Here is a 16,493-nt window from a genome sequence, read left to right as displayed (position 1 = left end):
TTTCTATTCTACATTTTTCAATAATCTAAAACTTGCTTCCATAGCATCCAAAGTTTGTTCAATGTCTTCTATAGTATGAGTAGTGGATAAAAAGATTCCTTCAAATTGAGAAGGAGGCAACAATACACCATGATTGATCATTTCTTTATAATAGTCAGCAAAAAATTGTGCATCACTTGCTTTACTTTGCGCATAATTGGTTACTGGACCTTCATTAAAAAATAATCCAATCATACTTCCTGCACGGTTGACCGTAATAGGAACATCATATAGAGCGCTTAAGGAAAGGATTCCTTTTTCTAAGACATTTCCTAGATCCTCAAAGTAAGTATAATTTTCTTCAGTTAATTGAGAAAGTGTAGCAATCCCTGCAGACATCGCAATTGGATTGCCTGATAGTGTACCTGCTTGATAAACGCTGCCCGCTGGTGCAATATGTTCCATGATATCTTTTCTTCCGCCATAAGCTCCTACAGGAACGCCTCCACCAATAACTTTTCCTAAACAAGTTAAATCCGGCAGTACATTATAGTACCCTTGAGCACTGTGGTAGCCTACTCTAAAGCCAGACATTACTTCGTCAAATATCAATAAAGCACCGTCTTTTTCGGTTAATGACCGCAAGCCTTCTAAAAAACCTTTCAATGGTGGTATAACGCCCATATTGCCCGCTACAGGTTCTATGATGACAGCTGCAATGTCACCGGGATAAGTTTGAAAAAGCTCCTTGATCGCTTCTAGATCATTATAAGGGGCAACCAGTGTATTTGATGTTGTACTTTTTGGGACCCCAGGTGAATCGGGTAAGCCTAGTGTCGCAACACCAGAGCCAACTTTTACCAATAAAGCATCATCATGACCATGATAGCTTCCTTCTAACTTAACGATTTTATCTCGATTTGTAAAACCTCTTGCCAAACGTAACGCGCTCATTGTTGCTTCTGTTCCGGAGTTTACAAAACGAACCATTTCTACAGAGGGAACGCGTTGGATGACCAATTCAGCTAATTGGTTTTCTAAAAGAGTTGGCATCCCAAAACTTGTTCCAAGACTTGCTGTACGTTGAATTTCCTTGATAACTTGATCATTTGCATGACCTAAGATCAATGGACCCCAACCTAGAACATAATCAATGTAGTCATTTCCATCTATATCAACAACATGGCTTCCTTTACCTTTTTGAATAAATACAGGAGGCACATCTACTGATTTAAATGCTCTTACCGGACTGTTTACTCCCCCAGGCATTAAATTTAACGCCTTTTCAAAAGCTTGTTCAGATTGTTTTGTTTGTCGTCTCAACGCTGATCCCCTGACTTTCTGCCACAAGTACTTCAGCGGGCTGTTCTGTTTCTTCTGACCCGACTGAGATCCCTAATGCTTTGGCGAATAATTCTAGCTCATTTTTTGATTCTTTTGATGTATTTTTCCTGGCATACTCTTTCAATGATTCGATTGGTTTCCGTTTCATTTGATTGATCATACTGTGCATATGCTTGTTGATCAAAAGGATTTGATGTGCCGTTAATTCTGGCAATTTTCGCTCTAAACTAGTTAACGTCTTTTCTTTTAATTCTAGCATGTGCTCATTTAGTTCGTCTAAATAAGGAACAGCATTTCGTTCTTGGTACCATTGTTTAAAGGCTACTACTTCTTCATTCAGATCCGTTGTAATTTTTCTAACGATTTTTTCTTTATCGGAATCGACTTCCTCTAAACGAAAACTAATTTGATCCATATCAAAAACTTGGATCCCTTCAATATATTGGATGCTGGGTTCAATATTTCTTGGGACAGCAAAATCCATAAATAGTTGCTTTTTCATCGTTAAACGAATAGCCGCCATCTCTTCAATTGTCTTTTCTGTTATTAAGTGATAGGGTGCTTTTGTAGCAGCGATCACACCGTCTGCAACAGCTATAGACATCGGCAAATGGTCAAAGTCAGCTGTAAAAAAATAACGGTTCAACACATCCGAATGACGTGTTGTTTGTGCCCATAAATTTAGTTCGTGTGCTAAATCATTAACTTTCTGTTCATTACGACCAGTTAGTGTTATATGAGTAGACCCTTGATAGAATAACGTTTTTGCCGTTAATCGAACCATCTTTCCTGATCCAATCAAAAGAAATCGTTTATCTACAATACTTTCCCACTCTTCTTTATATAGTTTGACCGCAGCTGTTCCAGGGTTATAAGATAATTGATCTAAGTTCGTTTTAGTATGCATTTTTTTAGAAAAAGAAATGGCTTTATTAAATAAAGAATTTAGAATGGGGCCAGATGTCTTTTGTTCGATAGCGACAGCAAAAGCTTGTTTTACTTGGCTTAGAATTTGAGTTTCGCCAATGATCAACGAATCAAGTCCTGTAGCAACCTTAAAAAGATGTTCAGCAGCTTCATAATTAGACTTCCCATAACTTGTTGATATAACTTCAGAAATTTCATACCCTGTATGATCTGAAAGATAACGCAACATCTCTCCATGCATAAATTTAGTTTGATCAATATAAAGATAGTATTCTATCCGATTGCACGTTGACAGAATCACCGCCTCTTCAACTCCTAAAAATGATTTGATTTCAGCAAGTTGTTCAGGCAATTTTTTCTCTTCAATTGTATAGTTTTCTCTAATTTCTATTGGCGTCGTTTTATGACTGACCCCGTATAATAAGATTTTCAATAGTACCATCCTCTTATTTTTCATCATTCTAATGGATAACGCTAGAAAAGATAGAATTCTACCTTCTATCTTTTCTAGCGCTATCCTATCAATTGTTTTTGACTTATTTACGTTACTTAGAGAAGTAATCAGCTTTTAATGTATGATTCGATTAGACTCCATGCTTGCTCTTTTCCTTCTCCTGTTTCAGAAGAAAAAAGAACGAAATCGTCTTCTTCTCTTAAATTCAACTTATCTTTAACGATTTTTATGTGTTTGTTCCATTTCCCTCTGGGGATCTTATCTGCTTTTGTAGCGACTACGATAACCGGAATAGAATGGTACTTTAAAAACTCATACATTTGCACATCATCTTCTGTTGGTGGGTGTCTTAGATCTACTATCGAAAGAGCTGCTTTTAAAGGCTCTCTTTGAGTAAAGTAAGTTTCAAGCATTTGTCCCCATTTTGCACGTTCCGTTTTAGATACTTTAGCATACCCGTATCCTGGAACATCTACGAAATAAAAACTATCTTCTATTATATAATAATTTAATGTTTGAGTTTTTCCTGGTTTTCCTGAAGTTCTAGCTAACCCTTTTCGGTTGATCAATGTATTAATGAATGACGATTTTCCAACATTTGAACGTCCGGCTAAAGCTATTTCAGGTAACCCTGTTTTTGGATATTGGGCAGGCGAAACCGCACTGATGACAATATCAGCTTTATTTACTTTCATTTTCTAATCTCCATCTCTAAATATAAATTCTTTTATCATTTTAACATATTAATGCAATCAATGACATTTTAAATTTAAATCAATCTTGACTTTGTGCATAGAATCTCACAATTTAATGAACAAATAAACAGAGCCGAGACAAAATAACTTGTCTCAGCTCTGTTTATGGTTCTTTTTGATTAGTAAAATCAGTTGATCTTTTTGCCTTCAATGTCAAAGAAATCAGGAAGACCTGAACCACTAACTGTATCTTTTGTGATCACACATTTAACGATTTCTGGGCGACTAGGTAAGTCAAACATGATTTCTAACATGATTGATTCAATAATAGACCGTAAACCACGTGCACCAGTATTGCGCTCGATAGCTTTTTTAGCGATCTCTGTTAAGGAATCCTCTTCAAATTCTAGCTCAACTTCATCCAAACTTAATAATTTTTTGTATTGTTTGACAAGAGCATTTTTAGGTTTTGTTAAAATATGGACTAAATCATCTTCAGTTAATTTTTCTAACGCAGCCATTACTGGTAAACGTCCGATAAATTCTGGGATCAATCCAAATTTCAATAGATCTTCTGGGATAATTTGTTGCATAACGCTTTGGCCTTCTTCTATTTTTTTCTTAGCAGAACCAAAACCAATTACTTTTTCTCCCATACGATTTTTAACGATCGTTTCGATCCCGTCAAAAGCACCACCTACAATAAATAATATATTGCTTGTGTCTAATTGAATAAACTCTTGATGAGGGTGTTTTCTGCCGCCTTGTGGCGGAACATTTGCAACAGTACCTTCTAAAATTTTAAGCAAGGCTTGTTGCACACCTTCTCCACTTACATCACGTGTAATCGATACATTTTCACCTTTACGCGCAATTTTATCGATTTCATCAATATAAATGATCCCTTTTTGAGCTCGTTCTACATCATAATCGGCTGCTTGCATTAGTTTTAAAAGAATGTTTTCAACATCTTCACCAACATAACCGGCTTCTGTTAAACTAGTAGCATCTGCAATTGCAAATGGAACATTTAAAATACGAGCCAAACTTTGAGCAAGGAAAGTTTTTCCTGATCCCGTTGGACCAATCAAACAAATATTGCTTTTTTGTAATTCTATGTCATCTTTTTCGTCTCCACCAATTTGATTTACGCGTTTATAATGGTTGTAGACTGCTACAGATAATGATTTTTTAGCTTGTTCTTGTCCGATAACATAATCATTTAATATTGCTCTGATTTCATGAGGTTTAGGCACTTCTAAAAATTCCCCATATCCTGCATCACCAAATTCTTCGTCAATGATTTCTTTGCACAAATCAATGCATTCATTACAAATGTATACACCTGGACCAGCAACAATTTTTTTTACTTGATCTTGTGATTTGCCACAAAATGAGCAGCTCACAGGACCTTTTATTTCTTCATCATTAAACATTCATGTCCACCTCTATTCTCATTCATCCCACTTATAATAGTAGCAGATTTGTCACCCATAATACAATGAGATTCGTTCAAATCTTAAATAGCATAGCATAATAATTTCCTTAATGCTATGATTTAACCTGCTTCTCTTTCAATCAAAAGGAAAGAACTCCAAAAGGTATTCCTTTTTGAAGTCCTTTCCTTTTAGTATTTTTGTTTATCAGTAGTGAATAAGCATTTATTTTTCTTTAGCTGTTTCAGTAATTAGATCGATAGCTTTTTTCATTGAGATGTCATGTTTCAACATTTCTGGAGTCAATGCAGCACGGACAGCTTTTTCATCCATACCATATTGTTCGCCTAAGTTGTTGATTTCTGCATTTACTTCTTCTTCAGAAGTTTCAAATTTCTCTGCTTCAACAATAGCTTCTAGAACTAAGTTTGTACGAGTTCTTAAGTCAGCGTCAGCTTCCATTTGTTTGTGCAGATCTTTTTCTGTAGTACCTGTAATTTGGTAGTACATTTCAGGTTCAACACCTTGGCGCTTCATATCATTTAAGAATACATCCATTTGACGGTGAACTTCGTCGTGAACCATTGCCCATGGAAGATCTTCAATTTTTGCATTGTCAACTGCTTGACGGATAGCTGCTTCTTCGATTGCTTCATCTGCAGCAGTCGTTTTAGCTTCTGTTAATTCAGTTTTAATTTTTTCTTTTAATTCTGCTAATGTTTCAACTTCTTCATCAACATCTTTAGCGAATTCATCATCTAGCTTTGGTAATTCTTTAGCTTTAACTTCGTGCACTTTTACTTTAAATGTTACAGCAGCGCCTTTTAAATCTTCAGCATGGTAATCTTCAGGGAAAGTTAAATCAACATCTAATTCATCTCCAGCTTTAACGCCAACAAGTTTTTCTTCAAAACCTGGAATGAATGAGTTTGAACCTAATTCTAATGAATGATTTTCGCCTTTGCCGCCTTCAAAAACAACGCCGTCTTTAAATCCTTCATAATCAATAACGACTGTATCGCCATTAACTGCAGCATCTTCTTTCAATACTAATTCAGCTTGTGCAGCACGTTTTTCTTCAATATTTTTTTCAACGTCTTCATCTGTTACTTCACGATCTTGTTTTTCAACTGTTAAGCCTTTGTATTCACCTAATTCAACTTCAGGTTTCACAGTAACTTCAGCTTCAATAACCCAAGGCTCGCCTTTTTCCATAGATTTAACGTCTATTTTTGGTTGTGAAACTGGATCAAGACCAGCTTCTACTACTGCAGCATCATATGCTTCTGGTAATACAGCATTCAATGCATCTTCATATAAAGCTTCTTCACCATATTGTTTGTTAAAAATTGTACGAGGAACTTTTCCTTTACGGAATCCTGGTACGCTGATTGTAGATTTTACTTTGTTAAAAGCAGTATCTAAACCTTCTTTAATTTTTTCTTCTGAAATTTCAAATGTTAAGACACCATCATTAGTGCCCTTTTTTTCCCAATTTACAGTCATATTATATTTCCCTCCGAAACACTCTATTTTTCGCAATAAAAAAGCAATTGCATACTCATTAATAGTACACTAAAGGCAGAAATTTGTAAATAAAAACAACGAATTAAGGGTAAAACAGATCTACTTATCGTTCTTATTTTAAGCTGACTACTTGAAAAATAATCAACCTAAATCTATTAATTCTTGATCGACCCTATGCATCCATTCTTCCATCTTTTTAGTATCGGAATGAGATCCACTGGCTACTAGGTAAAAATTATCATAGCGTTTTTGATACAATTCGACCCATTTTAGCGGAGAAGTGATAACTTCCTCAATGAAGGGATAAAGCATGAAGAGATGAAGAGAAGCTTCTTGAACCATAGCTTGGTACAACGAAGGGTCATCTTGTTCGACACGTTCAGATAGCAAAGACATCACTTCTTGAAAAATCACATTATTTTCAATTGATGTTAATACTGAGGGCTGGATCGTTCTTTTTTCTTTCATCCAATAAATATCAAAATGGCCCTCTACATGTTCCATAGCTAGACGTTCAATGGCAGTCGCTTTAATGATGCCATTGACGAAAGGATTTGACAATATCGGTTCTGCAGCTTCGATAAAAGAGCCTATTGGAATCTTTTCTAATTCTTTCATAATGGTGGACTGTTCCGCAAAAGATTTATTTCCCAAAGAATAAGCTTCTTTTATTAAATGTTCAATTTTCTTCTGCTTTTCAAGCTCAATTTTAGTCCGTTCTTCCTCTAACATCTCTTGAACGGCCATCCAATTTTCCTCCGTAGTGTCTTTTGAAGGATACTTTTTTTTGCGGAATAGCAGAGCCTGTTCCGCTTGAAGAAATAGGTGGCACTTTATTAAAATGGCTGTATAGAAAATAGCTAATGATTCTTCCTTTTCATAAAAAGAACATTTATCATCTGCTATTTCTTTCGCTTTTTGGTAATCTCCAACTTGGTATAATGCAGTTGTATAATTTGTATTTAACAATTCATCCTGTTCCAATTGATATGCCCTCTCGAAGAATGGAATAGCTTCTTCCATTCTTCCTGTTAAGAAACAATCCATTGCTTCTTTTTTATACCATGCATAATTTTTTGGAAAAGGTACCGTTTCTCCCATGTTGTCACGCTCCTGCATTTGTGTCATTTGATTGTACTTGTTGCTCTTCTTTTTTTACTTAGTTTCATTTTAGCATACTAATGTTTGATTAAGTCATAGAAACTGGATCCTCTAAAATTTTTAGTTTTTATAGATCAGCTGCTTAAATTTTGTTGGAGAACACTATGTGTTAAATGAGGCTGTCTAATTTTTGGTTTGGATGAATAAATTAATCAAAAGACTCACCCAAAATTGCTGGAGGAATAGGGTTGCTTGTAGCCATGTAAAGGATTCAATGAGAATTACAAACCGTTGGCGCTTTAGCGCGATCACGGTTTGTTTGAAGCTTGAAAGGAAGCACTGTGGGCAAATAATGCCCAAGTATATCATGTTTGTAAGCTGCTAAAGCAGCAACAACCATGACAACTACAGGCTTACAGGCGGTACCATGGCTCCACAAGCAAACCCGTCCATTCCAGAAGAAATTTTATCTTGAAGCATCCACACCATTTGACATACAGCCTTAAATGACTTAAAGGAATCACAAATTTATTTGCAACTATAAAAAGGACCGAAAAGCATTTTTCCTGCTTTTTGGTCCTTTTTATGATCGAATAAAAATCAATATTTTCTAAACCTTTGGTAACGTTCTTCAACCAGTTGTTCCGGCGTTTTTGTAGAAAGTTCCTTTAAAGTTGAACTGATTTGCTCGCGCATATCTTTAAGGATATGCTCTTGAGACAGCAACTCTTCCTTATTGGTTTCTGGCAGTATAAAATCAATTACATCAAGACCTAATAAATCTTGGGCAGTTAATTTCATCAATTCAGCTGCTTCTTTCGATCTTGATGCATTTTTCCATAGTATAGAAGAAAAACCTTCAGGGGAAAGAACGGAATACATCGTATGTTCCATCATCCATACCTGATTTCCCATAGCTAAAGCTAAAGCTCCTCCACTACCACCTTCACCAATTATAATGGAAAGAATAGGTACTTTTAATTTACTCATCTCAATCAGATTACGTGCAATAGCTTCTCCTTGCCCACGTTCTTCGGCTTCAACTCCACAGTAAGCACCAGAAGTATTGACAAAGGTTATGACAGGTCGATTAAATTTTTCGGCTTGTTTCATCAAACGCAACGCTTTTCGATAACCTTCAGGATGAGGAGATCCAAAATTACGCAAGATGTTTTCTTTTATCTCATGCCCTTTTTGATTCCCTATGACGGTTACTGGTTGTCCATTCAATGTAGCTATTCCACCGACAATTGCTTTATCATCATGAAAAGAACGATCGCCATGGAATTCAATAAAATCGTTAAAGACGGATTCCATTATTTCTAAAGCTGTTAATCGCGATGTTTTTCTTGATAGAGCAACGATTTCCATAGCTTCTTTCAACTCGTTCACCTTCTTTATAAAAATACGTACAAGAAAAATCTATTGATGGATCCGTAAAATTTGACTCAAAGTTTCTTTTAAGTCTTTTCTTAATACGATTTTATCAATAAATCCATTTTCTAAAACAGACTCTGCAAGCTGAAAATCATCAGGCAGTTCTTCGTTTATGGTTTGTTCAATAACACGTCTTCCCGCAAAACCAACTAATGCTTGAGGTTCAGATAAAATAATATCTCCCTGCATAGCAAAACTAGCCGTTACACCACCTGTTGTCGGATCAGTTAATACAGTAACATATAAAAGCCCAGCATCACTATGACGTGCAACAGATCCGCTGATTTTTGCCATTTGCATCAACGATAAGATACTTTCTTGCATCCTAGCTCCGCCAGAGGCCGTAAAGATGATCATTGGCAACTTTTCATTAGTTGCTCTTTCAAATGTCCTGGTAATTTTTTCACCAACTACTTTTCCCATACTTCCCATTATAAAATGGGAATCCATCACACAAATAGCTGTTTCCAATCCATCGATCGATCCTTTTCCGGTCAAAACAGCTTCATGAAGATCTGTGTTCATTTGAGCTTGTTTGATTTTTTTATCATAATTCGGAAAATCCAGTGGGTTTTCGAACGGAATATCTTGATTCCATTCTTCAAAACTGCCTTCATCGAGAGTCAAATGGATCCGTTTTTGAGCCCGGATCCTAAAAGTATACCCGCATTCTGGACAGATTTTCTGCGTCCCTAAATCTTTTGTATAAATAGCTTTTTTACAACTAGGACATTGTGCAAACATACCATCCGGTACCATTGGAGCATCAATTTCTTCATCCTTTTGTATATGTTTAGTAATTGGTATATACGCTCTTTTTTTAAATAACTGCATATTGTCACCTCTTTTATTTGCTGCTTTTTGAATGAGATGTTCTTGTTAATCCAAAACAAGTTTATTCAACACGAGGTTCCCATTCTTTCAGAAAGACATCTTGTAAAAAGCTTGTATCGTATTCTCCATTGACAAATCGTTTATCCATTAATAAATCTTCTTGGAAAAATTGATTGCTGATAATACCATCAATAACCATTTCGCCTAAAGCTCGCTGCATTTTAGCAATTGCTTCAGTACGATCCGCACCTTTTGTAATGATTTTAGCAATCATGGCATCGTAATAAGGCGGGATATCGGCGCCAGCAAACATTGCACTGTCGACCCTTAATCCATTTCCTCCGCTAGGCATCATTAAGTACTGTATCGTACCAGGTGAAGGCGCAAAATTAAAAGCAGGATTTTCAGCGTTGATTCGACATTCGATCGTGTGTCCGGTCAAACGGACATCACTTTGTTTGATCGATAATTCTGCCCCACTTGCAATCAATAATTGTTCTTTTACAATATCGATTTCAGTAGCCATTTCCGTTACCGGGTGTTCAACTTGGATCCGCGTATTCATTTCCATAAAATAGAACTCGCCGTTTTGATCTAGTAAAAATTCAATCGTCCCAGCATTTTTATAGCCTACCGACTTTGCAGCACGAACAGCCGTTTCTCCAAGCTTCTTTCGTTGTTCTTCATTAATAGCAACAGAAGGTGACTCTTCGATCACTTTTTGATTGTTGCGTTGCAAAGAACAATCGCGTTCACCCAGATGGATCACATTTCCATAATGGTCACCTAGCAATTGTACTTCAATGTGGCGTGCATGTTCAATGATTTTTTCCATATACATCTGGTCATCGCCAAAAGCTGCTTTAGCTTCGTTTTTGGCATTATTGAAGGCTGTTACTAACTCTTCGCTTCTAAGCACTTTTCGCATGCCTTTTCCGCCACCACCAGCTGCGGCTTTTACCATTACTGGATAACCTAATCGATCTGCCAGTTGTTTAGCTTCATTAGTATCGGTAATGAAACCTTCACTTCCTGGAATAACTGGTACGTTTGCTTCAATCATAAGAGCCCGCGCGTTTGCTTTATTTCCCATTTGATCAATAGTGACCGCATCTGGTCCGATGAATGTAACATTCATCTCTTTACACATGGTCGCAAAGGTACTGTTTTCAGATAAAAAACCAAAACCTGGATGAATAGCTTGAGCGTTTGTCACAACAGCAGCACTTAAAATGCTTTGCATATTCAAATAAGAATCAGTCGCTTTGGCTGGGCCGATACAAATGGCTTCGTCTGCTAACTGCATATGCAAGGCATCGCGGTCTGCTTCAGAATAAACAGCAACTGTTTGGATTCCCATCTCACGGCAAGCACGAATAATACGAACGGCGATTTCTCCTCGATTGGCGATCAATATTTTTTTAAACATGGGCTTATCTTCCAATAATGAACGTTAATTCAGCTTCACAAACTTTTTTTCCATCTACGTACGCTACAGCTTTTCCGATACCAGCGTAATCTTTCAATTTGATAATGTCGACTTGCAACATCAGTTGGTCACCAGGAACAACTTTTTTACGGAATTTAACTTTGTTCATTCCACCTAAGTAAGCTGTTTGACCCTTGAATCGGTCTAACGTCAATAATGGAATCGATCCTGCTTGAGCAAGTGATTCTAAAATGTAAACTCCTGGCAATACAGGTTCGCCGGGAAAATGTCCTTGGAATATTTCTTCATTGATAGTCACATTTTTAAGAGCTAAAACATGTTCACCGGGGATCATTTCGTCAACACGGTCAATAAAGTAGATTGGGTAACGATTCGGGATCAAATCTTGGATTTCTTTAATATTCATTTTTGTCATTAGTGTTTTCCTCCTAGGCAATTCTGAACAATGGTTGATTGAATTCAACAACTTGTTCATCTTCTATTAGTATTTCAGTAATTGTTCCATCTACTTCACTTTTGATTTCATTCATCAACTTCATTGCTTCAATAATGCAAAGAGTTTCTCCTATCGTCACCTTATCGCCAACTTTTTTAAAGGCAGGCTGATCTGGTGAAGGTGCCATATAAACGATACCTACGATCGGAGAATGAATCATTGCTCCCTCGGCAACTATTTCAGCAAGGGGTTCTGAAATAGGCATTTCCTCAAAGGCGGGAGAGGTGTGTTGAATATTTTCTTTACGTACTGGTTCATTAAACCGAGTTTCTTGATCAGTAAGAACTGTTTGATTGCTTAATGGATGAGCAATTGTATTTTTACTCATGCGTAACGTTACATTATCCATTTGCAAATCAAATTCAGTTAATTCTGATTTATCAACTAATTCAAGAATTTCCTTAACTTGATCAAAATCCATGCTTACTGCCCCTCCCATTTCTTAAAGCAAGTTACAGCGTTGTGTCCGCCAAAGCCTAAAGAATTGTTTAATGTGTATTGAATAGCCGTTTTGCGTCCAATGTTAGGAATGTAATCTAAATCGCAAGCTTCATCGGGTACTTGGAATCCGATTGTCGGTGGTAAAAAGCTTTCTTGAAGAGCTTTTATACATGCGATAGCCTCAATAGCTCCAGCAGCACCTAATAAATGACCGGTCATACTCTTTGTACTTGAAATAGCAACATTTTTTGCTTCTTCACCAAAAGCGTATTTGATCGCCATAGTTTCGGCTGAATCGTTAGCTCCTGTACTCGTTCCGTGTGCATTGATGTAACCAACGTCTGCTGGTGTAATACTGGCTTCAGCCATTGCATCTTGCATCGCACGTCCAGCTCCGCTTCCGTCTGGTGTTGGAGTAGTCATATGGTACCCGTCTCCAGTTGAACCATACCCTACGATCTCAGCATAAATGGTTGCACCGCGTTCTAACGCATGATCTAACCGTTCCAGCATCAATACGCCAGCACCTTCGCCCATTACAAAGCCATTCCGTTCTTTATCAAAAGGGATCGAAGCGCGATCTGGATCAGTACTTGTTGATAGAGCTGTCAAGGCAGCAAATCCAGAAATACCGATCTCATTGATTGTTCCTTCTGCTCCACCTGCTAAAATAACATCTGAATAGCCGTGTTTGATGTTGCGGTAAGCTTCACCGATAGAATTATTACCAGAAGCACAAGCTGTCACGATAGAGGTATTGATTCCTTTAGTACCGATTGCAATTGAAATATTGCCAGCAGCCATATTGCCGATCGCCATAGGAACAAAGAAAGGCGCTACACGTTGAGGTCCTTTTGCATTCATCTTGGTGATTTGTTCTTGCATAGCATTCAATCCGCCAATACCTGAACCAACAATAACACCAAAACGATTCATGTCTGTTTTTTCGCGATCAATGCCGCTTTCTTCAAATGCTTGAACAGCTGCAGCGACCCCATATCTAGAAAATTCATCCATTCTTTTTGAAATTTTACGTTGCATATATTTTGTTGCATCGAAATCTTTCAACTCACCTGCAACAGTAATACCTGTTTCAGATGCATCAAATTTTGTAATAGGGGCAATGCCGTTTTTTCCAGCTTTTAGTCCATCCCAAAATTCATCTACCGTATTTCCTAAAGGTGTAACAGCACCCATTCCAGTAATTACTACACGATTCATAGTTGTTCTTCCTCCTTATTAACCATTCATAACCATTCCGCCATCTACATTGATAACTTGTCCAGTAATGTATTTATTCTCGCTTAGAAAAATAGCTGCTCGCGCAACATCTTCTACATTACCTAAGTGTTTCAATGGAATTTGACTAACAGCTTGTTCTTTCATCTTGTCAGATAATACATCTGTCATTTCTGTATCAATAAAACCAGGAGCGATAGCATTCACGGTGATACCTCTAGCAGCTAATTCTCGAGCTGCAGATTTCGTCAATCCAACAACACCGGCTTTACTTGCAGCATAGTTTGCTTGTCCAACATTTCCAACAAGTCCGACTACACTAGCCATATTGATGATCGTCCCGCTTTTTTGTTTGAGCATAACTTTTGAAGCATGACGAATCGTATTGAACGTTCCTTTTAAATTGATCGAGATCGTTTGATCAAAATCTTTTTCCGACATCCGCATTAAAAGCATATCATTTGTCACACCGGCATTATTAACTAAAATATCGACACTTCCAAAAAACGTTTTTGTTTCATCGATCAATTGTTTGGCAAAATCAAAATCACTGACGTCTCCTAAAATAGTGTGCGTCTTTACACCGTAACTTTCTATTTCAGAGATGAGTTCTTCAGAAATTGGTTTTCTGCCGTTTAAAACAATATTCGCACCAGCTTTAGCAAATTCTACAGCAACTGCTTTTCCTATGCCTCTTGAACTGCCTGTAACAATAACTGTTTGATTTTTTAAAGTCATGTACTCATCCCTTTTAATGTATTAGGCCAATGCATTTAATTCAGCCAGTTTATCTAATGTTTTTGCTAAGGTCTTTTCATTTTCGACATTTAATATGGTCACTGTTTTATCAATTTTTTTGATAAAACTGCTTAATGTCTTTCCAGGTCCAACTTCAATAAATGTATCTACTCCCAGATCGATCATGGTTTTCACACTATCTTCCCAATACACAGGAGACATCACTTGTTTGACCATCATTTCTTTGATCTGCTCTTTGTCTTGAAAAACTTCAGCAAGCGTATTACTGACGATAGGAAGAGTTGGTTCATTCATTGAAACAGATGTAATAGCTTCTTTTAATTGGATCGAAGCAGGTTCTAGCAGTTGTGTATGGAAGGGACCGCTCACTTGCAAAGGCACAACACGTTTTGCGCCTCGTTCAAGCAATAGTTCACCGGCTTTTTCAACAGCTTCTTTGATACCGCCAATGGCGATCTGTCCAGGCATGTTGTAATTAGCTGGAGAGACGACTCCGATTTCACTTGCTTCAGCACATGTATCTTCGACCGTTTGGCGATCAAGTCCCATGACTGCACTCATAGCACCTTCACCTAAGGGAACAGCATCTGTCATATATTGGCCTCTTTTTTTTACCAAGCTGACCGCGTCTTTAAATGAAAGCACATTTGCTTTAACGAAAGCACTATACTCGCCTAAACTTAAACCAGCTACAACATCCGGTTCAATACCTTTTTCTTTTAGTAATGCATCGATCGCTAGACTAGTCGTTAAAATAGCCGGCTGAGTATAGGTCGTTTGATGCAGAAAGTCATTTTCTTCAAAGCACAATTTTGCTATGTCTAAATCTAAATAGGCACTTGCTTGATCAAAAACTTCTCGGACTACAGGATACTTTTCATACAATTCTTGACCCATACCAAAGTATTGAGCTCCTTGTCCACTATATACAAAGGCAATTTTCATGTGGATCTCGTCTCCTTTATAACGGTAATTTGGCTATAAAAAAAATCATCCCTTTTATACATATCAATAAGAGAAATAATCGAAAAAAACCAGAAAACTATTTGAAGCAAAAAGAACTCCTTTTAGCTTTCTAGTTTTTTTCATTTAAGTTCACCTTATTTTGAAATAAGGTTGGCTTGTTCTTTAATTACTTCTTGATATTGATGCATTAATTCTTGGATGATCTCATGACAACTTTGTTCTTTAAAAACTAAACCAGCACTTTGTCCAGACATAAATGATCCAGTTTCTTTATCCCCGTCAACAACTGCCCGTCTTAAAGCACCTTTGCCAAGTTCTTCTAAACGATTAAAATCTGGTTTTTCATCACTAGTAATATCTTTTTCAATTTTTAAGTACTTACGTGTTAGTTTATTACGAAGTACACGTACTGGATGACCAGTAATTTGACCGGTAACCACAGTATCGATGTCTTTTGCTTTCAAAATAGCATCTTTAAAATTTTGATGTACTGTACTTTCGTGAGCAACAACAAAACGCGTACCTAATTGAACAGCTGAAGCGCCCAACATAAAGGCAGCTGCAACACCACGTCCATCGGCGATACCGCCTGCTGCAATGACGGGTACTGAAACAGCATCCACCACTTGCGGCACTAAGTTCATCGTTGTCGTTTTACCGATATGTCCGCCAGCTTCCATACCTTCACAAATAATTGCATCTGCACCCTCATTTTCCATTCTTCTAGCTAATGCTACTGAAGCAACAACTGGAATAACGACTGTACCAACACTTTTAAATTGATTCATGTATTTCCCTGGGCTTCCAGCACCAGTAGTTACTACTCTTACTTTTTCTTCACAGATAACTTTTACAATGTCATCTACGTTTGGTGATGTTAATAGAACGTTGATACCGAAAGGTTTATCTGTTAATTTTTTCGTTTCTTTAATCAGTTCTCGCACAATTTCACCTGAAGCATATCCGCAAGCAAGTATTCCAAGACCGCCAGCATTTGAAACGGCACTCACTAAACTAGGATTAGCGACCCAAGACATTGCGCCTTGTATAATTGGGTATTTGATTCCAAGTTTTTCAATTAATTCGGACTGCATACAGGTACCTGCTTTCTTTTAAATGTTTATTTTTTTGCTAATTCAATTTCGACAAAAGTAACGATATTTTGAACAGTTATTAAACCTTCTTCAGATTCGATCTTGATATCAAATTCATCTTCGATATCATTGATGATTTGGAATAAGTCTAAGCTATCTGCTTCTAAATCTTCACGGAAATTTGTTTCTAATTGTACTTCTTCTACCTCTTTGTCTAATTGGTCCACGATGATTGCTTGAATTTTTTCGAATGTCATTTTATATTTCCTCCATTTATAGTTGTTTTTTTTATTTGCTTATTTTTTTAAGCCTAA

The 16,493-nt window shown here is 37.0% G+C and carries 16 protein-coding genes; all 16 read right to left on the bottom strand.

Going from position 1 to position 16,493, the window contains the following annotated elements:
• Nucleotides 1-3: 3 nt before the first annotated feature.
• Nucleotides 4-1,248, bottom strand: coding sequence for a glutamate-1-semialdehyde 2,1-aminomutase (gene hemL / locus J7E16_RS01870; protein ID WP_251006041.1), 1,245 nt, complete (start codon nucleotides 1,246-1,248; stop codon nucleotides 4-6).
• Between the two features lie 28 nt (nucleotides 1,249-1,276).
• The gene (gene hemA / locus J7E16_RS01865; protein WP_214888080.1) at nucleotides 1,277-2,692 is read right to left on the bottom strand and encodes a glutamyl-tRNA reductase; all 1,416 of its coding nucleotides are present in this window, start codon (nucleotides 2,690-2,692) and stop codon (nucleotides 1,277-1,279) included.
• A 119-nt stretch (nucleotides 2,693-2,811) separates the two neighbouring features.
• Nucleotides 2,812-3,399 carry a ribosome biogenesis GTP-binding protein YihA/YsxC gene (yihA, locus tag J7E16_RS01860; protein WP_214888076.1) on the bottom strand — a complete coding sequence of 196 codons (588 nt, stop codon included), beginning with the start codon at nucleotides 3,397-3,399 and terminating at the stop codon, nucleotides 2,812-2,814.
• A 188-nt stretch (nucleotides 3,400-3,587) separates the two neighbouring features.
• Entirely contained in the window at nucleotides 3,588-4,835 is a 1,248-nt protein-coding gene (clpX, locus tag J7E16_RS01855) for an ATP-dependent protease ATP-binding subunit ClpX (protein ID WP_214888073.1), read from the bottom strand.
• Nucleotides 4,836-5,060: 225 nt separating this feature from the next.
• Nucleotides 5,061-6,341: a trigger factor gene (gene tig / locus J7E16_RS01850; protein WP_214888070.1), complete on the bottom strand. Its 1,281-nt coding sequence runs from the start codon at nucleotides 6,339-6,341 to the stop codon at nucleotides 5,061-5,063.
• A 162-nt stretch (nucleotides 6,342-6,503) separates the two neighbouring features.
• Nucleotides 6,504-7,463 carry a tetratricopeptide repeat protein gene (locus J7E16_RS01845; RefSeq protein WP_214888067.1) on the bottom strand — a complete coding sequence of 320 codons (960 nt, stop codon included), beginning with the start codon at nucleotides 7,461-7,463 and terminating at the stop codon, nucleotides 6,504-6,506.
• A gap of 600 nt (nucleotides 7,464-8,063) precedes the next feature.
• On the bottom strand, nucleotides 8,064-8,834 hold the full coding sequence (locus tag J7E16_RS01840; RefSeq protein WP_214888825.1) for an acetyl-CoA carboxylase carboxyl transferase subunit alpha: 771 nt from the start codon (nucleotides 8,832-8,834) through the stop codon (nucleotides 8,064-8,066).
• A 51-nt stretch (nucleotides 8,835-8,885) separates the two neighbouring features.
• A complete protein-coding gene (gene accD / locus J7E16_RS01835; protein WP_214888064.1) occupies nucleotides 8,886-9,734 on the bottom strand; it encodes an acetyl-CoA carboxylase, carboxyltransferase subunit beta in 849 nt (282 codons plus the stop codon).
• Nucleotides 9,735-9,795: 61 nt separating this feature from the next.
• Nucleotides 9,796-11,163 (bottom strand): acetyl-CoA carboxylase biotin carboxylase subunit, encoded by a 1,368-nt coding sequence (locus tag J7E16_RS01830; protein ID WP_214888060.1) that lies wholly within the window; start codon nucleotides 11,161-11,163, stop codon nucleotides 9,796-9,798.
• Nucleotides 11,164-11,167: 4 nt separating this feature from the next.
• Nucleotides 11,168-11,599, bottom strand: a complete 432-nt coding sequence (gene fabZ, locus J7E16_RS01825) for a 3-hydroxyacyl-ACP dehydratase FabZ (protein WP_034548756.1) — start codon at nucleotides 11,597-11,599, stop codon at nucleotides 11,168-11,170.
• A gap of 13 nt (nucleotides 11,600-11,612) precedes the next feature.
• A complete protein-coding gene (accB, locus tag J7E16_RS01820; protein WP_214888056.1) occupies nucleotides 11,613-12,101 on the bottom strand; it encodes an acetyl-CoA carboxylase biotin carboxyl carrier protein in 489 nt (162 codons plus the stop codon).
• 2 nt (nucleotides 12,102-12,103) lie between these two features.
• Nucleotides 12,104-13,342 carry a beta-ketoacyl-ACP synthase II gene (fabF, locus tag J7E16_RS01815; RefSeq protein WP_214888052.1) on the bottom strand — a complete coding sequence of 413 codons (1,239 nt, stop codon included), beginning with the start codon at nucleotides 13,340-13,342 and terminating at the stop codon, nucleotides 12,104-12,106.
• Between the two features lie 18 nt (nucleotides 13,343-13,360).
• Nucleotides 13,361-14,098, bottom strand: a complete 738-nt coding sequence (gene fabG, locus J7E16_RS01810) for a 3-oxoacyl-[acyl-carrier-protein] reductase (protein WP_214888050.1) — start codon at nucleotides 14,096-14,098, stop codon at nucleotides 13,361-13,363.
• Between the two features lie 21 nt (nucleotides 14,099-14,119).
• Complete coding sequence (fabD, locus tag J7E16_RS01805) at nucleotides 14,120-15,064, bottom strand: ACP S-malonyltransferase (RefSeq protein ID WP_214888047.1); 945 nt, start codon at nucleotides 15,062-15,064, stop codon at nucleotides 14,120-14,122.
• A 155-nt stretch (nucleotides 15,065-15,219) separates the two neighbouring features.
• Nucleotides 15,220-16,179 carry an enoyl-[acyl-carrier-protein] reductase FabK gene (gene fabK / locus J7E16_RS01800; protein ID WP_214888045.1) on the bottom strand — a complete coding sequence of 320 codons (960 nt, stop codon included), beginning with the start codon at nucleotides 16,177-16,179 and terminating at the stop codon, nucleotides 15,220-15,222.
• Between the two features lie 26 nt (nucleotides 16,180-16,205).
• A complete protein-coding gene (locus J7E16_RS01795; RefSeq protein ID WP_214888042.1) occupies nucleotides 16,206-16,436 on the bottom strand; it encodes an acyl carrier protein in 231 nt (76 codons plus the stop codon).
• Between the last annotated feature and the right edge of the window lie 57 nt (nucleotides 16,437-16,493).

It is taken from the genome of Carnobacterium sp. ISL-102 (assembly GCF_018612935.1).
Lineage (GTDB): Bacteria > Bacillota > Bacilli > Lactobacillales > Carnobacteriaceae > Carnobacterium_B > Carnobacterium_B alterfunditum.
The sequence above is the reverse complement of the archived record's forward strand: the minus strand, read 5'-3'. Positions and strand labels throughout refer to the sequence as shown.